Here is a 20749-nt window from a genome sequence, read left to right on the forward strand (position 1 = left end):
CAAAAAACACTAATCCAATTATGGATTAGTGTTTTTTTTGAAGTAATGAATAATATGAATTTAAGAAAGTGTTAGATAACATTTTGATAATCATTAGGTAAACCAATATTTGATTTTTATTTAGAAATTTAAACTTTAACTCTTAAACCAATAGTATTATGAAATTGATCAAGGTGATGCCATTTCTAGTCGTATTATGTTTCTTTTCTTCTTGTGAAATGGAAACAAATAATATGGAAGAAATCACATCAATAACTGAAGAAAAAAGTGAAGTAAGATTTGATGTAATTATCAAGTTAGTAGATGAATGGTCTGGTCAGGAAATTCCCGCAGGAACTTTACCTGGATATGGAGCTACTAATTTAGAAACAGGAGTCATTTATTTTGATTCAAGATATGAAGTAGGGCTTTTCGAAAGTCTTCCAATTGGAACATATAAGTTTGATGCTCGTGATGGTTATTTTGATGGAGCATCCTCTGCAATTGTTGAGGTGAGTTCAGAAAATGAAACTCCAGAAGGATGGATTGAAGTAACATTAAGATATTGGTCAGAATAAAAAAAAGGTTAAAAAGTTTTATACTTTCATAATGGAAAAAAGGGAAACGCGAGTCCTGTATAGTTTCCCTTTTTTATTTGTTTTAAATTTAATTACGATTATTAAATCAACTTAGTAATCACCTGCGTTTCAGAATGCAATGTTTTGTGAACGGGGCATTTATCAGCAATTTGTAATATTCTTGCAATTTGTTTTTCATCTAAATCTCCTTCTAGTTTAATCTCTCTATTAAAAGTGTCTATCTTGGCAGTAGAATCTTCACAGTTTTCACAATCTTCTATATGTTTTTTATCATAACTTGTATGTACTTCTACATTTTGGAGGTCCCAACCTTTTCTGGCAACATACATTTTTATAGTCATAGCCGTACAAGCAGATAGTCCAGCGGAAACTAGCTCGTAAGGAGACGGGCCAAAATCATGACCACCAACACTTTCGGGTTCATCGGCAACCATATAATGATTTCCTACTTTCATTTGGGTAGTGTATCCCTCGTCGTTTCCAAGACTAGCTACTACATGGTGTTGACTTTTTAGTCTAGGTTCTTCAGGGATATCAACATATCTAGTAGACCAACCTGCTATTACTTTTCCAGCATATAAAGAATCTTCTTTTCTCATTAATAAATGATCAGCCCCATCTAAGGTTACAAAACTTTTTGGATGTTTGGCAGCATGATATATTTCTTCAGCATTTCTAATTCCTACGGTAGTATCTTGTGGAGAATGCATTACTAACAGAGCTTTATCCAGGTTTTTAGCTACTGCTGGTAATGATTTTGTTTCAAGATCATCAAGGAATTGCTTTTTAATGGTAAAATCTCTTCCACTTAGGTTTACGATTGCCTTACCATTTGTTTCAATTTCTTCAAGACCACTTCTTAATAGATGTTGTACGTGAGTAGGGTCAGAAGGAGCACCTATTGTAGCCACAGCTTTTATAGAATCAATTTTTGCAGCAGCAAAAATTGCGGCAGCACCACCAAGAGAATGTCCGATTAATAGGGAAGGCGCTTGGTATTCTTTTGCTAAAAAATCCGCTGCAGCTATTAAATCTTCTACATTGCCAGAGAAATTAGTATCTGCAAAATCTCCTTCACTTTCTCCTAAACCTGTGAAATCAAAACGTAATACGCCAAATCCTTGTGAGGTAAGAGCTCTGCTAATATTTCTTACCGCTCCTAAGTTTTTATTACATGTAAAACAATGCGCAAATAAAGCAAAGTTATGAGGATGTTGATCTGCAGGTAATTCTAAACGACCAGAAAGTGTCTGACCTTCTGCATTAGTAAAAGAAATTTTAGAAAGGCTCATGTGATTGTTGTTTTTATTAAATGTCGTTTTTTTTGAGCTTTTCTAACTTTCTATAGGGGTTAAAAATGTGTTAACGTTTTTGATTTAGCTATTTTTTAGTGGAGGTTCTTTATTTTAAATTCTTAATGATTTTATTAAAAAATAAATTTGAAGAATTATCTAGAAGAACAAAACTTGTTTTCTTTTTAGTGTTTCTTACAAAATAAGAATTAGCCGCTAACCAAACTCCATTGTGCATTACAGTATCTTCGCTTAGAATCACCCAACCAAATCCATAGTTCGATTTTTTACCATTATTTAAAGTGGGCTTTTTAAAAGCTTCTTTCAAGTTTTCTTCACTGATAAGATCATTTTGATACCAGAATTGATCCCAAATAACAAAATCTTCTATACTACTAAAAACAGCACCATCTCCTGCAACGCCATCAATAAATGTGGGTTTAATCTCTCTAACCTCTCCTGCCATATCTTCAAAACCATCAGTTTTATGTTTAAATGTTGTATCCTTGGATAGTAAATTCCAAACTCTGGTGTTTTTCATTCCTAATGGAGTAAAAATTCGTTCACTCATAAAATCTTCAAAAGATTGATTAGAAATAATTTCTATAATTCTGGCTAGTAAAATATAATTTGTATTAGAGTATTGGTACTTCTCATTAGGTTCGAAATTAACTTTTGGATGATTTTGAACTAACAGATTTATAGCTATTTGATTTGTGAGAATATCAATACTATCTTTATTCTTTTCTGCAAGACTCATATATGCATCTGGAACTCCTGAAGTTTGATTTAATAGGTGTCGAATAGTTACTCTTTTATAAGGAAATTCTGGGATATAGGTACTTACAAGATCATCATAATCTAATTGTTTTCTCTCTTTTAGTAGCATAATACCGCTAGCAGTAAATTGTTTAGATACTGATGCTAATCTAAATGAAGATTTATTGGTTAGTTTGATGTTTCTCGACACATTTGTGAATCCATAAGTTTTTGCTAATAGCGGAATTCCTTCTTTTGTAATTAAAACACCTCCATTAAATTTTCTGTCGGTATGAAGTTGTTCTAACCATTTATCTATTTGCGTAACTCTTTCTGTTTGACTAGCATCTTTAGGAATTTTTAATGCAGGAACTTGTAGATAAAAGACAAAGAACCAAACAAAAAAACCAATTACGGCTACAATACCTATTAGAATAATATATAGTATTACTTTTTTCATATACGATTATGATCTTTATAGTGTATAAGTATTAAAAAAGACCGTTTTGTTACCGTATTTTCATCATTAATATTTCTAAAAAGAGATAGTTAGTAGAGGATAGAAGTTATAGAATATAATTATCGAAAAGAAGATCTAGTTCTTTTTGAGGATCGTGACATATTCCCGGATGGGTTTTAGAACTTTGTATAATTGTACTTCTACAAGCGGTTAACCAGCGGAATCTATCTGATAGTTCTAATTTTCCGATTGCTCCACCAGAAGGAGCCCCAATACTAATTAATTCCCAGGATTTAAGATATTCCTCTAAATGTTCCAAGGTTACTTCACTTGAAAAAGCTTTTAATTTATTTGGGTCAATATGATATTTGACTTTAAGAAATTTTTTTCTTTTAGAGAATAGAATGACCCCTACATTAAAGAATTCTTCACGTTCCACTTTGGGAACGAATCGTATAATTGCGTATTCAAATGTACATCTATCTTGCATCTTCAGCTTCTTTTACCAATTCATCAATTTTAGAAAGTCTACTATGAATAAATTCTATATATGCAGCCCTCATATCATTTGGACTTAAGTCCTCAGACTCATCGATTAACCAATCTTCCGGTATTTTGGTAATAATTTCATCGATCTTTTCGTGAGTCATATGTAATGTAATCTCTTTGGCTGCTTGTGGTAGTTTATCAGCACGTTCCAGCAATACGTGATCTTTTATAATAGGAAACGTTCTCTCTAGATGATTTCGCCACTGTTTCCAATTGTGATGAAAATAAAAACTAGCACCGTGATCGATAAGCCATAATTCTTTTTTCCAATTAAGTAAATTTGTGTTTTTTGCAGTTCTATCAATATTACTAATGATGCTATCTAATAATACTACTTTTGATGCAGTCATTCCATCTGCAATAGAGACTAATGGATCGTACATGATAGCTTCTGATAAGAAATGCAAACCTAGATTAAGTCCAATACTAAACTTAAGTAAATCCTGAATTTCTTCATCTGGTTCAGTTTTACTGAAGGAATCATCTAGATTCATGAACACTAATTCCGGAACTTTTAACCCGATAGATCTTGCTAGTTCGCCACCGATGAGTTCAGAAATTAAAACCTTTTTACCTTGACCAGCTCCTCTAAACTTTAATACATACAGAAACTCATCATCTGCTTTTACGATTGCAGGCAGAGAACCACCTTCGCGTAGTGGTTGTATATATTGTACCACATCTACTGTCCTAATATCAATAGTATTCATAGGGGTCTAATATAATAAAAAGAAGCAGCCATTATATAAAGTTAAGAACAGATTTTTTTGGTAATAATATCGGGGAAAAATACTTTTTTTAAGATGACTAAATAAAAAAACAGGTATAAATACCTAGGTAACTAATGATTCTTTTTGGTCTAATTGGGATTTAATTTACGTAGTTTTAAGATATTAAAACATTTATATATGAAACATAATTACATACCCCTTATGGTTTTGATGTTTTTTTCTTTTGGGATCACCTCGATGATCGCACAAGAGAATACTGTTTCTGGTAGCGGAAATGCTTCAGGAACAAGTGGAACATCAAGTTTTTCTGTTGGACAAACCTTTTATACAACCATCCAGAATGCAAGTGGATCGTTATCCGAAGGAGTTCAACAGGCTTTTGAAATCGAAACGTTGAGCAATCCAGAGTTCGAATCAGTACAACTTAATGTTAGTACATATCCGAATCCTACCACGGACAGATTATTTCTTTCCATCGATGAGATTGATTTAGAAAATACAAGTTTCGAAATCCATGATATTCATGGGCGATTAATTATTAGTAAAGCTATTGATAGTAATACTAATGTAATAGAAATGAGTTCCTATGCTTCTGGAGCGTATATTTTAAAAGTGAAGAAGCTAAACTCCTCTTTAAAGACTTTCAAAATCATAAAAAAATAAACCGATGAATAAAATAATTACTTTTTTAATTTTTGCGTGTACAATAAGTATTACGGCACAAAATTCATATAGAATTAACTATCAAACTGTCATTAGAGATGCAGATAATATTGTTGTAGGGAATACAAATGTAGGAGTACAAATTAATATTCTGCAGACATCTGCTTCTGGTACTTCTGTTTATTCGGAGAATCAGAATGTTACGACCAATATTAATGGACTGGCCAATTTAGTGATTGGAAATGCTGCTGGTTTTGATTCTATTGATTGGTCTGCTGGACCCTATTTCATAAACGTAGAAATAGATCCAACAGGAGGAACGAGTTATACATTGTCGATAGTTAATCAATTGTTAAGTGTTCCCTATGCTTTGCATTCAGCTAGTGCAGATGTTGCAGCAACTGCAGATTATAATTCATTAACAAATCTACCGACAATAATAACTTCAGAGCAAGCTGCAAAGGTCGATTTTATCACTGTTACATCGGCTGTAAATTTAGATCAATTACAAACAGACGTAACAGCTAACAATGCCAAAGTTACATTTCCTGGATTTGGAACTGTTCCTGGTACCGCTTTAGAAGGAGATAATGTGATATGGACAAAATCTGTAACTGACGATATCTTTTATAATGCAGGGAATGTTGGTGTCGGTGTGGATGAATCGAGCAGTTTTAGTGGTTCAAAATTACATGTAGGAGGCCCAATTTTGTTTGATGGCACTCCGGCGGGAACTGTTCCTGGAAGTTTATATTATGACAATACAGGTAATGGAAGCTTTCATTATATAGACAATACCAATACAGATGTAACTATCAATACAGGAGCTGTTACATATACTGGTGGATTATGGAGTATTGAGAATGGAGATGCTACTATTAGTACTGATGTAATTATTCAGAATAGTTTAGGAGTGGGTGTAGATGCAACATCTGGTGTTGACTTTGGATTTAATACACTTCTTCTTACAGAAAATAATCTAAGAATATTATTTGATGATAGTGATGATATCTCTGGGACATTACCAGCTAATGATTGGCAAATAGAAATCAATGAATCTTCGAATGGAGGTACGAATCATTTTGCGATTGTAGATGTTACAGGAGCAACAACGCCTTTTAAAATTATGGCCGGAGCGGCTGAACATTCTTTGTTTGTCGCAGCTAATGGTAATGTTGGAATAGGAACAAATTTACCAACCAATAAATTAGAAATTGTAGGAGCAATTAAAGCAGATTCTTTTGTAGGAGATGGCTCTGGAATAACCGGAATAGCTTCAGGTACTGGTGGTATTACTAATGCAGGAGATACTACTATTGCGGCAGATAATGATGCAGATACTGTTGGAGAAATTGCTTTTCAAACCCAAAATACAACCAGAATGACAATTAGTAATACTGGATTTATTGGTATTGGAACAACAACTCCCTCGGTAGCTTTAGAAGTAGTTGGGGATGCCAAAGTAGATAATATGACACTTAATGGTAATGTTTCGGTTCAAGGGATTGCGATTACACCTAATGCAGAAATATCAGCTACAACTTTTCCTACAACTTATGATGTAACAGATAAGAGTTTTGTTACGTTTGATGGTCAAGCAGCTTCTTCAATTCAGGCATTTTCGGGCGGTATCACAGGGCAATCTGTAATAGTTGCCGTTTTGACTTCTGATGTAACATTCGAACATAATGCAGGAACTATCTCACAGAATTTTCAGTTGGCAGGAAATGCGAATATTTTATTGACGGCTAATAGTAGTGCCACATTTATCTATGATGGAACTAATTGGTATTGTGTAGGACTTAACAACTAATAAGAAGATGAAAAAGTTATTTATAAGCCTATGTTTGCTAATAATTACGACAAGTATATATGCACAGGCACCAGAAAAGTTAAGTTATCAAGCTATTATACGAGATGCCTCCGACGCATTGGTTATTAATGCTAGCATATCTGTACAAATTAGTATAGTGCAAGGCAGTGCAACTGGAACTACAGTATATAGTGAAGTTCATAATCCTATGACTAATTTTACAGGAGTTGTGAGTTTGTTAATAGGGGATGGAACAGTTGTTTCCGGATCATTAAATGGAATCGATTGGGGAAGTGACTCTTACTTTATTAGAACGGAAACCGACCCTGCTGGAGGAACTAATTATAACATAGTAGGTACGTCTCAATTATTAAGTACATCTTTTGGACTTACCAGTAAGAATACAGATAGAGCCTTGAGTATAGATTACAATAATTTAACTAATACACCTACGACAATAACCACAGAACAAAGCGATAAGGTAAATTTTTTAAGTATTACATCCGCTGTAGATTTAAATCAGATTTTAACAACAGTATCTGTTAATACGGCTAAAACTTCTTTTCCAGGATTTGGAACTACTACGGGAACAGCATTTGATATTATATGGTCAAAAATAGGAGATCATGTGTATTATGATACTGCAAAAGTTGGTATTGGTTTTACCGATGCTACTGCTTTTGGTAATGCTGTTTTGGGAGTTAAAGATGGGATTACCTTAAGTAATATGAATGATGAAGTAGCACAAGCAACTCCTGGTTCTCTTTTTTATGAAGGAAGTGCTAAAGGATTTATGTTTTATTATGATAATACTGGAACATTAAAATCTTTAGGAACTGGTGACATTACTTTTAATACGAGAAATAATGTTTTTATTGAAGAATCTATTGTTAAAAACCGAGTAGCCATAGGCGATGATGTAATGACCGGAATGGATTTTGGAGAAAATGATATGATTTTATCAGATGATACTATTGGTATTTGGTTTAGAGATACGAGTGTTAGTGCAAGTTTTCCAACTAATGATTGGGTGATAAAAATCAATGATATATCTGATAATGGAGAGAATTATTTCGCTGTTTTAGATACGACTGCTAATAGAATCCCTTTTAGGGTTATGGCGGGAGCACCAGATAAATCTTTGGAAATAAATGCAAATGGAAACATTAATGTAGGGAATCTGATTCCTACTGAAAAAATCGAAGTAGACGGTAGTGTTGCAGCTACTTCTTTTGTTGGTAGTGGAGCAAACCTTACTAATCTTACTGGAACAGGTACAGCAACTACATCTAATATAGGAAGTACTACTATTGGAGCAGATAATGATGCAGATACGAATGGTAGTATTATTTTCGAAACAGAGCAAAATATCAGAATGAGAATTGAAAGTGATGGATCGGTAAATAATGGAATCGTAGATCCTTCAAATCTTTTGAGTATTAATGGAGATGCTAATTTTACCGATTTGACTGCGCAAACTCTCTCTGTAGGGGGAGCTGTACAAACTCCTGTATTTACAGAAACAAGTGTTGGTAATTTTACGGGGTATGATTTAACAAATAAATCTATTGTACTTATAAATAATGGTTCTAGTGTTACTGTTTTTGGATTTATTGGAGGAGTAACTGGGCAAAAGGTACATTTGATTAATATTCATCCTACTACTACCATAACGATATTTCCAAGTCAGGTTCTTTTACCCGCTTCTTTGGGTAATCCTGTCTTGAATCAAAACGAAAGTATAAGTCTTATATATAATGGATCTAATTGGGTCGTTACTGATTTTGTAGGTACTCCTTAGTTTTAAAATATTTTAGATAGAAATTAGAAAAGCCCTTTGTTTTTAATAAAGGGCTTTTTTTATTTATAGTTAAGAAAAGTTATTCTCTCTCATTTAAACTCCAGTCATATTCCAAGTAATTTATTTTTGATGACTTATCGATTTTTACTTTTGAATATCTATTGATATAACTTTTAATATCTCCATTATCAAAATCTTTAGCGTACCAATCAAATACTTTTGAAATGTTCACTTCATTATTGGTGATGATATTTTTAGAAGGATCATTAATATATTCAATAGTCCTTTCTTCTAAGGCTTTAGTAATGTTTCTATTTGTATAAGCTCTATTCCATAGTTTTGGAGAAGAAGTTGCAGCACAATTAAGTAAGAAGTGAATTCTAGGTTCATCCATTTTTCTTAAAATTGTGTGCTCAATATCATCGAGACTATATTTTATATTATTTATTTCAATTGATTTTTTCTTCCAGGGATTTTTAAGATCATTTATTGATTTAATGGGATAGTGATCTATTATCATTTTCATTACAATAGCATTATATAGATTTACCCAATACGCTAATTTCTCAGAGTTTTCTGAATTTTCTGAAGGATAGTTAGTGGATAAAGATGTAAAGTATTTGTCAAATAAAAATTTATCCCTAATAAACCCTTTATAATCTACTTTACCATCATTAGATACATTTAATAGTAGAAGTTGATCCCATACCATATGATCTATATGTTTTTTTTGTGCGTGTATACTAGATATAAAACTTGATAATGTTATTATTGCTAGTAATAAATATGTCTTTTTCATATTATGGCTATACCGTTAGAACTATTTTTTAATAAAAATGGGGAAAATTACGTAAAATTGTTAATTATGGTTTTACCGTAAATATAATATTTTCATCGATAAAAAGCAAATAATGTCGATAAAACAACTTATAAACATTTTTTTTAGCAAATTATAGTATTTCTTAAAAGATTAAAATATGTCTCTAATTTTTAGTACCCAATTTTAGATAACTTATATTGTAAACGGCCTCCGTTAGTGTTTTAGTAATAGAAGATTAATTTACTAAAGAAATAGGAGAGGTTTTTATGTTTGATTAATTAAACTAAGAAAGTTTAACTATTTCTTCCGTTAGCACAACCGTAGCAAATTCATCTTTGAGATTAGCAATTTCAATATCATGTACCATTTGAGCACTATATCTTTTACCACTAAAGCTAATTTTATCAAAAGCCGCTACAGCGTCTTCAATTAGAAAAGTATTAAACCCATAGTTAGAGGCCATTCGGGTACTGGTAGATACGCAATGTTCTGTGGTTAATCCTACAATAACTACGTTTTTAATATTTGCATCTTCTAATTGTGTTCTGAGATCTGTACCTATAAATGCACTGTTTACATCCTTTTCAATAACCGGTTCGTTTTGTTGTGGTACTATAAAATCTTGAAATTCATTACCAATTTTCCCTTTGGCCAATGGAGAATCTGGGTTAGAAGAACAATGTTTTACGTGATAGATTGGTAAACTTTCTAATCTCCATTTTTTTAATAAAGCCTCTATGTTTTTTTCAGCGTTAGGGTTATTACGTTCCGTGCCATAATATCCTGGATTGTGGATTCCTTTTTGTACATCAATAAGTAGTAATGCTGGATTATCTTTTTTTGTAAGTGCCATAGTTTTCTTTTTTAAGAGCTTAAAAAAAATGAAGCTTTTTATTTTCTAATTGAGCCTTTGGAAATTTTAATCTTTTAACAAGATAAAAGTGATCAGAGGCCCAATTAGATATCAATACTTTTTAACTGTATCTTTTATTCTTTCTTTCTGAAGTCGGTATTATAGATGATACCTAACTGTAATCGATCAAAGTTGATACCAGTAAAATGATTTTTTAAGTACCCAAACTGAATACTAAAGTTTGATTTTACATTATAACCAACTGCACCATACAAACGATTTTGACCAAAAATAGGCTCTTGTAAATTAATAAAAACTTCATCATAAACATTTATGAACCATTTTTCGTTAAAAGGATATGTCAGTTGTAATCTATATCTAGCGCGATGTTCGGTGAAATCATCAACTTGCGTACTAATAAATCGTTGTTCTAATCGATACCGATGTTCGAATTTTATTTTTCCTACTTCATTTTTAAGAATAAATTGCTCAAAAATTCGATGCTCATTACTATTTTCTTCACCAGGAATATCCGAGAAAGTACCATCTGTATTGATATAACCATATCCAATAGTTGCTATTGCATTTTCTGTAAGATGATAATTTAAACCGGTTCGAAGTAATAATTGATTAAAAGTATTAGCTACTTCGTAGAAACGAAATTGAGCTTCTGAGTGAATACTTAATTTATCCGTTATTCGATTCGTTCCAAAATACATATACCAAGCGCCTAAGTCGTCTTCTCCAGTTTCTTGAGCACTGATATAGTTAATACTCATTAGTATTGTAAGGAATACAATTGTTTTTTTCATAAATATATGTAGCAATAATATAATACTAGGATTCTGATTCTACAGTTTTAGTTTCAGATTTTCCGTCATTAATGATTTCTGATCCAGGTTCTTTTAGATATTTATCTAAGAATTTTAGGATTCTTCCATAGGCTTCGATCTGATTCTCTTTTTTTACAAACCCATGTCCTTCATCTTCGAACAATACATATTCTACAGGAACACCATTTTTCTTAACTCCAGCGACTATTTCATCCGATTCTACCTTTAGAACTCTAGGGTCTTTAGCTCCTTGTAAAACAATTAAAGGTTTTGTTACTTTTTCAGTATGAAATAATGGTGAAATTTGACGTAATCTTACTGAATCAGCAGTATTAGGATCTCCCATCTCTGTATATAAAGCATCTTTAAAAGATTCCCACCATGGTGGAATGCTTTTTAGTGTTCTTAACCAGTTAGTAACTCCAAATATATTAACTCCCACTTTAAAATCTTCAGGAGTATAGGTTAGGGCTGCCATCGTCATGTAACCTCCATAAGAACCTCCAATAATTCCTATTTTATTGGCATCAATAATATCTTGTTGCGCTAACCAATCTTTTCCGGCTACACAATCTTTTAGATCTTTATCTCCGTGATTTTGATCGTCCATTTTATAGAACGTTTTACCATAACCACTACTTCCTCTATTATTTACGGCAAGAATTGCATATCCGTGATTTACATAATATTGAATTTGTGAACTAAAACCTTGTCTAGATTGCCCTCCAGGACCACCATGCACCCATACCAATGCTGGAACTTTATTGTCTGTAGTAGCTTGTTTTGGCTTATAATATATCGCAGGAATTTCTAAACCATCAAAAGATTTAAAACGAACAACTTCTGACGCTACTAAGTGATCTTCGTTAATATCCTTGTTTAATACATCTGTTAATTGATAATATTCTTTAGATGCCATATCGTAAGAGTACACGTTTCTAGGAGTACTTGAACCTGAAACATTTAAAAATGCCATGGACTCATCTCTAGAAAAACTTGCACTTGAAATTTCTTTATTTTCAAATGAAGGAAATGCCACATCTGTACCAGTAGCGACTTCTTTTACATCCATTACAGTTTTAGCATCCTCATTAGTAAACATTACTTGATATTTTCCATTTCTAGTGAAATAAAATGAATTAATATCCCAATTTTTTTCTGCTACTTTTTCTTTTGTACCATCTGCAAGATTATATTTCATTAAATAACTAAATTCTGCATTATCATCGGTGGTATAATAGAATGAAGTGTTGTCTGGAGAAAAATCTTGAGGTTGATTACCGCTAATATTCTCATTGACTTTAGTTTTTTCTTTGGTTTCTGTATTCATTAAATACAAATCAACATCGTTTGTGGTTACTGCCTTAGTAAGTGCAATGTACTTTCTATCTTCAGACATACCGCCAAAATCCATTCCATCGTTATTCTGATAGATCATTTTAGAAGTGAAATCGGCAATATTCATTTCATAATGATCCATGTATTTAGGATCTCTTTCATTACTTCCATAAAAGAAACTTTTTCCATCCTTTGACCAACCTCTAAATAGAGCTCTCACATTTTTTTCGGGAGTCAGTCGTGTAATACCAGAACTGTCTTTAAGAAAAATTTTATATATTTCATCTCCATTACCATCCATTCTAAATAGTATTCTATCATCTTCTGGGAAATAAGAAATACCAAAAACAGAAGAGCTATCAGATTTTGTAACCGGAATTAATTCTCCACCTTTAACCGATGTGGTATACATATTATAAATACCAGAGCGGTTACTGGTCATAAGAACTTTGGATTTATCGTTAGAAAAACCGTTGGAAAATGCATTTTCATTGTCCATAAATTGTTCAATTGAATATTCTTCAATTGCAATAGGAGGAGCAACAACTTCTTCTTTTTTTTCTTCTTTGCAGGAATGGAGTAGTAGTACTCCAATTCCTATAATAATGAGTTTTTTCATGATTAAGAATTTTTATTTGATTGTGAAAGTTTTTATCTCCTTAAACGGAGAAGTCTCTAATTTTTCTATAGCTTCCTGATAAGGTTTCCAATCTTCTATGAAGAAAGAATTTGTTTTATCTAAAGCTTCTTTTAATGCATCATTAGCATGTTTTATCAAAGTTTTTTCGGTAACTGTTAAGCCATTTTGTCTGCTTCCTGTATACCATCCTGCAGTACCTAAGCGTTGCATCACAGTTACTTCTGGATTACGAGTAATACCTTGTCTTTTATCTTCTTTGCCTAAATAAATAGCTATGGTAGAATCAATTTTTTTAATAATATCTTTAGAAGACTTAATTTGATCTTTAAACTTCTTTTTATCTAACTTCTTAAGTTCTTTTTGGTATTTAGAAGCTACTTCTTTACTTTCTACCAATTGCTTAACTGCATCAGCGACGGTTTGTCTCATAGATTCTAGGTTTTTGGAAGCATCGTATATTTCATTTATATTTTGCTGAGAAATCTGTAATCTTGGATCAGATTTAACTTCGATACTAGATTCTGATTTTTGATCACCATATTCCATTAGTAATTTATAAGTCCCTGGTTTAACTGTAACCCCACCAGGTTCTCTCTTAGATTTCTGGATTTTTCTAGATGGTCGATCTACTCCTTTTTCATCCATAAACCATCGCATTTTATGAATTCCAGTAGAATCTGGAGTTTTTTGTTTAAGCGTTCTGATAAGTCGATCACCATCATATATTTTTAGATGTATAGAATCCCATTTAACCTTTTTTTCTTCATTCTCATCTATTTCCTCTTCATTGTTTTCTTTTTCATCTTTTTTATCTTTTTCTTTTTTAGACGCTTCTTTTTGTTCTACGGTTACAAAAAAGGAAATATGTGCGCCAAAATCACGATTCTCACCGTTATATAAGGCATCAGCACCGAAACGACTTCCTGTTGGTTGTTGATAGGCAGCTTGATATGCAGTTGGAGGATTAAATAATTGTAATTTCTGAGTAAGAATGTTTTTATTTTTGGCTAGAGCACGTAAGGGTCTAATATCATCTAGGACCCAAGCAGCTCTACCAAACGTTCCTATCACCAAATCATGTTCTCTAGGTTGTATTACTAAGTCTTTTACTGAAACTGTAGGGAAACCAGAGGTCCATTTTGTCCATTTGCGACCTGAATTTAAGGAAATGTATAATCCATCATCTGTTCCTAGAAAAAGTAAATTTTTCTCAATAGGATCTTCTACAATACTCAAAACATAACTTTGAACATCACCATTATCTACGATGCGCTCCCAAGTTTTACCATAGTCTACGGTTCTATACGCATACGGAGTGTAATTAAACCTTCTATAATCATTTGCTACTAAAAGAGCTTCTCCTTTTTTCTTATTGGAAGCTTTGATCTGAACTATCCAACTACCACTAGGTAGCCCTTTAATGTTTTTAGAAATATCAGTCCAATTTGCACCACCATTTTGAGTAATGTGAACACGTCCATCATCTGTTGCCGCCCATAGCATATTTTGTTCTAAAGGAGATGGTTCTATTACTAAAATAGTACAATGATTTTCTGCTCCAGTAGCATCCATTGTTAAACCACCGCTTTCTGCTTGTTTTAGTTTTTCTGGATCATTGGTGGATAGATCAGGAGAAATTACCTCCCAAGTTAACCCTTTGTCTTTACTTTTATGTACAAATTGACTTCCAAAATATAATGTGTTATTATCAAAAGGATCAATATTGATAGCAGCATTCCAATTAAAACGCAGCTTTACTTCAGGATCTGGATGTGTAGGTTTAACTGTATAATTGTTACCGGTCATCCAGTCATAACGGCTAACAAAACCTTGTTGACTCATAGACCATCCATATCTGGAATCATCTTTATCAGGTACTACATCAAATCCATCTCCAAAAGATATTTCTTGCCAATAAGAATTTCTAATTCCTTGAGCTTTCCACACATATGCTGGACCTCTCCAACTACCATTATCCTGCATACCTCCATAAACATTATAAGGATACTCATTATCTACATTAATATGATAAAATTGCGCAACAGGTAGATTTCCTATAAATCTCCAGGTTTTTCCACCATCTCGTGTAATATTTAAACCTCCATCATTACCATCGATCATAAAATTACCATCCTGCGGATGTATCCACCAAGCATGATGATCTGGATGCACTCCATTATCAACACCATAAGCTGGCATTAACTGCTTGAAATTTTTTCCACCGTCTTCAGATACATTTACATAGGTAAATACAGAATATACTCTATTTTCATTCTGAGGATCTACATATATTTCTGAATAGTAGAAAGGGCGATTGCCAATGTCGTTTTTATCATTAATTTTTTTCCAATTAAAGCCACCATCTTCGGATTTATATAAGGCATTTTTCTTAGCCTCAATTAATGCATATACAATATTAGGCTTATTTCTAGCTATAGCAATTCCAATTCGTCCTAGATCACCTTTTGGTAATCCATCTTTATCAGTTCTTTCTTGCCAAGTTTTTCCTCCATCATGAGTAATATATAATCCAGAACCTTCACCTCCTGATTTAAAAAACCAAGGGTCACGTTTGTGTTCCCATAAAGCAGCAATTAATTTATTAGGATTGGTAGGATCCATTACTAGATCTGCAGCTCCTGTTTTATTATTTGCAGAAAGAACTTTGTTCCAAGTTTCTCCTCCATCAGTTGTTTTAAAAATTCCTCTTTCAGGATGTATTCCCCAAGGAGAACCAATAGCCGCAACATATACAATATTAGGATTGGTTGGATCTATTACTACTCTGTGGATATGACGAGTTTTTTCTAACCCCATCAATTTCCAGTTCTTACCACCATCTAAAGATTTATAAATTCCGTAACCTCCATTAAGACTATTTCTAGGATTACCTTCTCCTGTTCCTGCCCAAACTACAGAAGGGTTTGATTGTTGAATTGCAACTGCACCAATAGAAGCGGTAACTTCCTTGTCAAAAATAGGTTTCCATTTAATTCCACCAGATGTAGATTTCCACAACCCTCCAGAGGCTGTTCCTGCATACATAATATCCGGATTAGAGGTAACAACATCAATAGAGGTAACACGTCCGCTCATTCCACCCGGACCAATATTACGTGGATGTATTTTTTTTACATAATCCATAGAAAATTCTTGTGCAGAAATAGAGGATATTAGGGTAAGAGATAATAGAAATAGTAATCTTTTCATTTTATAGAGTGAGTTAATTATAATTGAATTTGTTCTTCTAGTATTGTTAAAAAATGTACCTCAGGATATTTTTTCTTTAAATCCTGTAATTCTTGTTTCTTTATTTTAGGTGAAATGTGTGTAGCGATAATCTGTTTGGCGTTAATATGATTTTTGATCAGTTGACTTGCATTATTATCTAATAACATCCAATAAGGAAGAATTGCAATGTCAATACCATCATTTACCAATTTTAATCGGTTAAATAAATTAATATCATTCATCCAATTGGTATCACCAACGTGTAGAACTTTTTTTGACTTAAAATCAATAATGTAACCTATATTTTCTACGGTTGTATGTCTTTTTCCTGCATGATTGATTTTTACACCTGTGATATCAAGTTTTTTGATTTTTATGGTCTGTTTTTTGTAATCTGAAGTAGCAATTGTAAATAATCGATTATTAAAAGGAGTTATTTTTTCTGTTATTTGATTAGGCCCAAATAAAACAGCTTTTTTATTAAAATTTAAATAATCATTAGAAAGTAATGTACTAAAGTGATCTCCATGATGATGTGTAAATAGTATAACATCTGGTTGTAAATCTGTATGTATTTTATTAATCAAGGAGGTTGGAGGAAAAAGATAATCATCTCCATATTTAGAATGTAATCCATCGATTAATACGGAAGATTCTCCATTAGAAATATAAACACCCATATTCCCTGTATAGATGACCGATATTTTTTTTTGAGAAAAACCAGAAACACTAAAAATTATAAGACTTAAAAGGAAAAATCTTTTTAACATTTTTGATTGATTATCTAATTAAAAAGCTAAAGTTAAGAAAATGAAAATGCGAAACTCTTAAAGGGGTGTTAAGTTAGAAAATACCTACATTTGAAGAGGTTAAATACTAATAATATGAAATTTATAGAACTTACTTTGCATAATCATACTATCGTGCATGGATTTGATGCAAGAAATCAAGAAATAATAGAAGAAGTTGAGGTAAAATCTCCGTCTAAAAAATTGGTTTCGGTAGATCGAATATTGTCTGTAAGCGAGAAGTATATTTTGATCAAATATGCATTTGATAGAATTATCTATTGGGAGTATTTAGAAGATTATGAAAATTTAAAAACAATGTTAGCCTAGCGATCTATATTTTAGGGGGTCATTATTTTCTTTTTCTTACTATTTCTGGCGGAAATTAATTTAAAATTCTTATCAACTTTTATGATAATAATATTTCCTGTATGAAGATTGACCATTTTCCATCTAAATCCATAAGAAGTTTCAAAAATGGCAGATCGAGCCATTTTTCTTAAATCAATTTCATCAATTTGTTCAATAATTTCAGTGGCTAATAAATCTAATCCACGTTTTTTTTCTTCATCTTCAGATAGTTTTCTATCAATCTGATTTTGAATTATCATTGAAGAATTTGATGTTATAAAAAGATTATTAGGGTATAATAAGCCGAAGGTAAATAATAATAAGAATAGTATATATTGTTTCATATGTTCTTGTTTTTAAAACTATATACTATACTTATTGTATTGTATATAGTTACTTAATTATAAAATGTGTAACCATATTTTGTTGTTATTTGTACTAAACTTAAGCGTTCTTAAAACTAAGGGATTATAAAATTAGTTCATTAGATGTCTTTTGAATATATAATTTTGTTAAAAAAAGATCAATATTTCTTAAAGTTTGAGATTTTATCGGGTGATTAAGGGTTTATTTTGAGAAATTGTTAAAGAAAAGTCGTTTTAGAAACGAAATTATTTACTTTTTTGTTTTTCTAAGTTGTGGATCATTCTTCCTAATTGCGCTAGAAATGGAATTCCGATTTTATCATATTCATAATTATCATCGTTATAGATTTCATTTTCGTTTACATGTATTGTAGCCGATAATATAAATTCTACATTGTTTTTTGTGTCTTTAATATACGCGCAATCGGTAAGATAACCATAAGCATATCCTACTTTATTGTAGATTTCTATATGTTTAGGAATATCTTTTTTTGTATCACCAAACATAAAAAACTTAACATATCCATCGTAGTATTCTTTTTTATCGTAACCAGCTTCATATGGAAGTGTCTTCATCGCTTTAATTATAAAATCACGATCCCTTTCTGAGATTTTAAAACGTTCTTTTGGAGTAAATGTATCAGGAAATTGAATACGTTTCATTAGCCCGTGTAATGATCTTAACGGAAGATAATTTTTCTGTGAAAAATCTTTTGGAGTTGAGATTAGTGAATCATTAAGAATATAACCTTTACCTTTTAGTACATCTTTTAATGCTAATTCGGCACTAGGTAAATTTTCTATACCTGATTGTTTATATAATGGAATACTATCTTGTATGTTTTTTTTAAAAATTAATGATTGAGATTTAGTATTAGAAGCATTATTAGTCGATAACCGATGAGATATTCTACTATTGATATTTTTAGAGTTTAGCTTTTGATTGATATAATCTTGTCCAAGAAATTCAAATAATCGATTGTAGGCTTGATTATCACTTACTGCAAAAATTTTAATGATTTCTTTATCTATAGAGGAGTATGCAGAATCTTGTTCTGTAATAAAATTAGTTTCTTTAGAAATAGGGATATCATTTTTTTGTAACGTGTTTAATTTTTCTAAAGCAAGTAAAGCAATTGGGAATTTAACTGAGCTTGCTGGATAAAAATAGGTGCTATCTGAAACATTAAATTCGTAATCCGTAAATGTTACCTGACCTTTTTTATTTCGGTTGATTTGACTATATAAAATCTGAACTTCGTATTTCTCTATATTCTTACTTACGTTTGCTATTTGTGGTGTATCCGAGTTTAAGATTTTCTCTAAAGGATCTTGCTGACTACAGGATATCATAAGTAGACTTATAAAACTAATTAAAACAATTGATTTCATATGAACCGATTATAAAATGACAATTTATTTTTTGTTATATAATTTTATACCAGCATCATAGTATTTATCACCTTCTACCCAGAAAGGTGTTTTAGGGTTATTAGCAATATTTCGGCACGCCAACACATAGGATTGGAAGAATTTTAAAAGATAATCATAATCCAAGGTGTCGGGATTGTCGGTTACCTGATGATAATATTTTGTTATTTCTTCGTCAAAAGCAGTAAACCCCATACTAAATGTTGGAGCAGGAATTCCTTTAGCAGCAAAATGTACATTATCTGATCTGTCGAATAACCCTTGTTCAGGAGCTGGGTCATCAATTGCTTTGAGTCCAAAAGGAGTTGCAGCCTTCTTTATATCATCCGACGCAGTAGTTCGTTCTAGACCAACAATTGTGGCTATACTAGTATCATTATATCCACCATTATCACTATTAAAACAGTATACCATTTTATTTAAAGGAATCAAGGGGTTTTCTACATACCATTTGCTACCTAGTAATCCTTTTTCTTCTCCGGTAAACAATATAAATAAAGCCGACCTTTTAGTTGGATACTTAGCAATATTTTTCGCTGCAGACAATACTGTAACAGTTCCAACTGCATTATCTCTTGCTCCGTTATAAATAGAGTCATTATCGACAGCTTTCCCTATACCCACATGGTCATAATGAGCAGAATAAATAATGTATTCATCTTTAAGTTTTGGATCCGTTCCTTCAACCATTCCAACAACATTTTGAGTAGTTATGTTACCTTTCTTGATACCTTGAATATTAATTGATCCATTCACCTCATTTTTGTCTGTAAAGAATTTACTAATTTCTTCTTTTTGGTCATTTACCCATAAATAAGTGAAATTATTAGATGTGTCTTCTTCAGAAACATACATTTTTTCTCCATTAAAACTATGATCTAATTGAGACCAAGTTCTATTATCTATATTATTAAGCTCAATAATGCCAATGGCACCTTTTTCTTTTGCAATTTTGATTTTCTCTTGTGTTTTAGAAAAGGCAAATCTTAGGTTACTATTTTCTTTTGTTCCAGAATATGAAACAACTATTTTACCCTTTACATCTACATTAGCATAGTCTTTTTCGAAACCATAATTAACAAATGCCAATGAACCAGAATAGGATGTATTCGTTTTATTTATTGTTACGATTTTTGAAGTACTAAAATTTTTTATTTTCAGTTCTGCTTTATCAAATTGAGATACTGAATTAAGTACGACTTTCTGAAGATAACTTTTATCTTCTGTAACGGGTTTTACTCCATAAGAACGTAGCATATTAGCTAGATATTGAGCAGCTATTTTATTCTCAGCAGTTCCAGTTTGTCTACCTTTTAGTTCATCAGATGCCAAAAAATAAATGTGCCCTTCAATTTCACTTTTTGAAATTGTAGCTTTTACTTTTTCGATATCATTTTGGCTATAATTTATAAATGGAAAAAGAAAGAGTAATAATAGGAATGAATTCTTCATA

General features: G+C 31.8%; 18 protein-coding genes. 5 read left to right on the plus strand and 13 right to left on the minus strand.

The features are described from left to right. Window positions 1–158 precede the first annotated feature (158 nt). Entirely contained in the window at window positions 159–557 is a 399-nt protein-coding gene (locus D1815_RS00330) for a hypothetical protein (protein WP_118385482.1), read from the plus strand. A 101-nt stretch (window positions 558–658) separates the two neighbouring features. Here D1815_RS00330 and D1815_RS00335 read toward each other — a convergent pair whose 3' ends face one another. From D1815_RS00335 to D1815_RS00350, 4 genes are all read right to left on the minus strand, one after another. Beyond that, window positions 659–1870, minus strand: coding sequence for a bifunctional alpha/beta hydrolase/OsmC family protein (locus tag D1815_RS00335; RefSeq protein WP_118385483.1), 1212 nt, complete (start codon window positions 1868–1870; stop codon window positions 659–661). 109 nt (window positions 1871–1979) lie between these two features. Continuing rightward, window positions 1980–3089 carry a serine hydrolase gene (locus D1815_RS00340; RefSeq protein WP_118385484.1) on the minus strand — a complete coding sequence of 370 codons (1110 nt, stop codon included), beginning with the start codon at window positions 3087–3089 and terminating at the stop codon, window positions 1980–1982. A 106-nt stretch (window positions 3090–3195) separates the two neighbouring features. Then, entirely contained in the window at window positions 3196–3579 is a 384-nt protein-coding gene (locus D1815_RS00345) for a DUF3037 domain-containing protein (protein WP_118385485.1), read from the minus strand. Then, entirely contained in the window at window positions 3569–4348 is a 780-nt protein-coding gene (locus D1815_RS00350; protein ID WP_118385486.1) for a HipA family kinase, read from the minus strand. Before D1815_RS00350 ends, D1815_RS00345 begins: the two co-directional genes overlap by 11 nt. 198 nt (window positions 4349–4546) lie before the next feature. Here D1815_RS00350 and D1815_RS00355 point away from each other — a divergent pair, with 198 nt between their 5' ends. The 3 genes from D1815_RS00355 to D1815_RS00365 are packed head-to-tail and all read left to right on the plus strand — an operon-like array spanning window position 4547 to window position 8646. Then, complete coding sequence (locus tag D1815_RS00355) at window positions 4547–5032, plus strand: T9SS type A sorting domain-containing protein (RefSeq protein ID WP_027392139.1); 486 nt, start codon at window positions 4547–4549, stop codon at window positions 5030–5032. Window positions 5033–5036: 4 nt separating this feature from the next. Beyond that, a complete protein-coding gene (locus tag D1815_RS00360; protein ID WP_118385487.1) occupies window positions 5037–6845 on the plus strand; it encodes a hypothetical protein in 1809 nt (602 codons plus the stop codon). A 7-nt stretch (window positions 6846–6852) separates the two neighbouring features. Continuing rightward, entirely contained in the window at window positions 6853–8646 is a 1794-nt protein-coding gene (locus tag D1815_RS00365; RefSeq protein WP_118385488.1) for a hypothetical protein, read from the plus strand. A gap of 79 nt (window positions 8647–8725) precedes the next feature. On the opposite strand, the gene D1815_RS00370 is transcribed toward D1815_RS00365, so the two are convergent. The 6 genes from D1815_RS00370 to D1815_RS00395 all read right to left on the minus strand — a co-directional run bounded on the left by D1815_RS00370 (window position 8726) and on the right by D1815_RS00395 (window position 17131). Then, a complete protein-coding gene (locus D1815_RS00370; protein ID WP_027392138.1) occupies window positions 8726–9445 on the minus strand; it encodes a DUF547 domain-containing protein in 720 nt (239 codons plus the stop codon). Between the two features lie 304 nt (window positions 9446–9749). Continuing rightward, window positions 9750–10319, minus strand: a complete 570-nt coding sequence (locus D1815_RS00375; RefSeq protein ID WP_118385489.1) for a cysteine hydrolase family protein — start codon at window positions 10317–10319, stop codon at window positions 9750–9752. Window positions 10320–10453: 134 nt separating this feature from the next. Further along, window positions 10454–11131 (minus strand): DUF2490 domain-containing protein, encoded by a 678-nt coding sequence (locus D1815_RS00380; RefSeq protein ID WP_027392136.1) that lies wholly within the window; start codon window positions 11129–11131, stop codon window positions 10454–10456. 25 nt (window positions 11132–11156) lie between these two features. Next, the gene (locus D1815_RS00385; RefSeq protein WP_118385490.1) at window positions 11157–13109 is read right to left on the minus strand and encodes a S9 family peptidase; all 1953 of its coding nucleotides are present in this window, start codon (window positions 13107–13109) and stop codon (window positions 11157–11159) included. Window positions 13110–13121: 12 nt separating this feature from the next. Further along, window positions 13122–16340: a hypothetical protein gene (locus tag D1815_RS00390; protein WP_118385491.1), complete on the minus strand. Its 3219-nt coding sequence runs from the start codon at window positions 16338–16340 to the stop codon at window positions 13122–13124. 17 nt (window positions 16341–16357) lie between these two features. Further along, window positions 16358–17131 (minus strand): MBL fold metallo-hydrolase, encoded by a 774-nt coding sequence (locus tag D1815_RS00395; RefSeq protein WP_118385492.1) that lies wholly within the window; start codon window positions 17129–17131, stop codon window positions 16358–16360. A gap of 114 nt (window positions 17132–17245) precedes the next feature. Here D1815_RS00395 and D1815_RS00400 point away from each other — a divergent pair, with 114 nt between their 5' ends. Then, window positions 17246–17479: a hypothetical protein gene (locus D1815_RS00400; RefSeq protein WP_027392132.1), complete on the plus strand. Its 234-nt coding sequence runs from the start codon at window positions 17246–17248 to the stop codon at window positions 17477–17479. Between the two features lie 11 nt (window positions 17480–17490). On the opposite strand, the gene D1815_RS00405 is transcribed toward D1815_RS00400, so the two are convergent. The 3 genes from D1815_RS00405 to D1815_RS00415 form a co-directional block, all read right to left on the minus strand. Next, a complete protein-coding gene (locus tag D1815_RS00405; protein ID WP_035084578.1) occupies window positions 17491–17844 on the minus strand; it encodes a hypothetical protein in 354 nt (117 codons plus the stop codon). A gap of 267 nt (window positions 17845–18111) precedes the next feature. After that, window positions 18112–19257 (minus strand): serine hydrolase, encoded by a 1146-nt coding sequence (locus D1815_RS00410; protein WP_118385493.1) that lies wholly within the window; start codon window positions 19255–19257, stop codon window positions 18112–18114. A gap of 24 nt (window positions 19258–19281) precedes the next feature. After that, window positions 19282–20748 (minus strand): M28 family peptidase, encoded by a 1467-nt coding sequence (locus tag D1815_RS00415; protein ID WP_118385494.1) that lies wholly within the window; start codon window positions 20746–20748, stop codon window positions 19282–19284. Window position 20749 lies beyond the last annotated feature (1 nt).

The sequence above is a fragment of the Aquimarina sp. AD1 genome (assembly GCF_003443695.1).
Taxonomy (GTDB): domain Bacteria; phylum Bacteroidota; class Bacteroidia; order Flavobacteriales; family Flavobacteriaceae; genus Aquimarina; species Aquimarina latercula.

What these genes read in the sequence shown, in the direction of transcription:
- D1815_RS00350 (WP_118385486.1), bottom strand. Translation starts at nt 4,348, where the DNA reads ATGAATACTATTGATATTAGGACAGTAGATGTGGTACAATATATACAA.
- D1815_RS00405 (WP_035084578.1), bottom strand. Translation starts at nt 17,844, where the DNA reads ATGAAACAATATATACTATTCTTATTATTATTTACCTTCGGCTTATTA.
- D1815_RS00380 (WP_027392136.1), bottom strand. Translation starts at nt 11,131, where the DNA reads ATGAAAAAAACAATTGTATTCCTTACAATACTAATGAGTATTAACTAT.
- D1815_RS00410 (WP_118385493.1), bottom strand. Translation starts at nt 19,257, where the DNA reads ATGAAATCAATTGTTTTAATTAGTTTTATAAGTCTACTTATGATATCC.
- D1815_RS00360 (WP_118385487.1), top strand. Translation starts at nt 5,037, where the DNA reads ATGAATAAAATAATTACTTTTTTAATTTTTGCGTGTACAATAAGTATT.
- D1815_RS00345 (WP_118385485.1), bottom strand. Translation starts at nt 3,579, where the DNA reads ATGCAAGATAGATGTACATTTGAATACGCAATTATACGATTCGTTCCC.
- D1815_RS00415 (WP_118385494.1), bottom strand. Translation starts at nt 20,748, where the DNA reads ATGAAGAATTCATTCCTATTATTACTCTTTCTTTTTCCATTTATAAAT.
- D1815_RS00375 (WP_118385489.1), bottom strand. Translation starts at nt 10,319, where the DNA reads ATGGCACTTACAAAAAAAGATAATCCAGCATTACTACTTATTGATGTA.
- D1815_RS00370 (WP_027392138.1), bottom strand. Translation starts at nt 9,445, where the DNA reads ATGAAAAAGACATATTTATTACTAGCAATAATAACATTATCAAGTTTT.
- D1815_RS00395 (WP_118385492.1), bottom strand. Translation starts at nt 17,131, where the DNA reads ATGTTAAAAAGATTTTTCCTTTTAAGTCTTATAATTTTTAGTGTTTCT.
- D1815_RS00335 (WP_118385483.1), bottom strand. Translation starts at nt 1,870, where the DNA reads ATGAGCCTTTCTAAAATTTCTTTTACTAATGCAGAAGGTCAGACACTT.
- D1815_RS00385 (WP_118385490.1), bottom strand. Translation starts at nt 13,109, where the DNA reads ATGAAAAAACTCATTATTATAGGAATTGGAGTACTACTACTCCATTCC.
- D1815_RS00400 (WP_027392132.1), top strand. Translation starts at nt 17,246, where the DNA reads ATGAAATTTATAGAACTTACTTTGCATAATCATACTATCGTGCATGGA.
- D1815_RS00390 (WP_118385491.1), bottom strand. Translation starts at nt 16,340, where the DNA reads ATGAAAAGATTACTATTTCTATTATCTCTTACCCTAATATCCTCTATT.
- D1815_RS00355 (WP_027392139.1), top strand. Translation starts at nt 4,547, where the DNA reads ATGAAACATAATTACATACCCCTTATGGTTTTGATGTTTTTTTCTTTT.
- D1815_RS00330 (WP_118385482.1), top strand. Translation starts at nt 159, where the DNA reads ATGAAATTGATCAAGGTGATGCCATTTCTAGTCGTATTATGTTTCTTT.
- D1815_RS00340 (WP_118385484.1), bottom strand. Translation starts at nt 3,089, where the DNA reads ATGAAAAAAGTAATACTATATATTATTCTAATAGGTATTGTAGCCGTA.
- D1815_RS00365 (WP_118385488.1), top strand. Translation starts at nt 6,853, where the DNA reads ATGAAAAAGTTATTTATAAGCCTATGTTTGCTAATAATTACGACAAGT.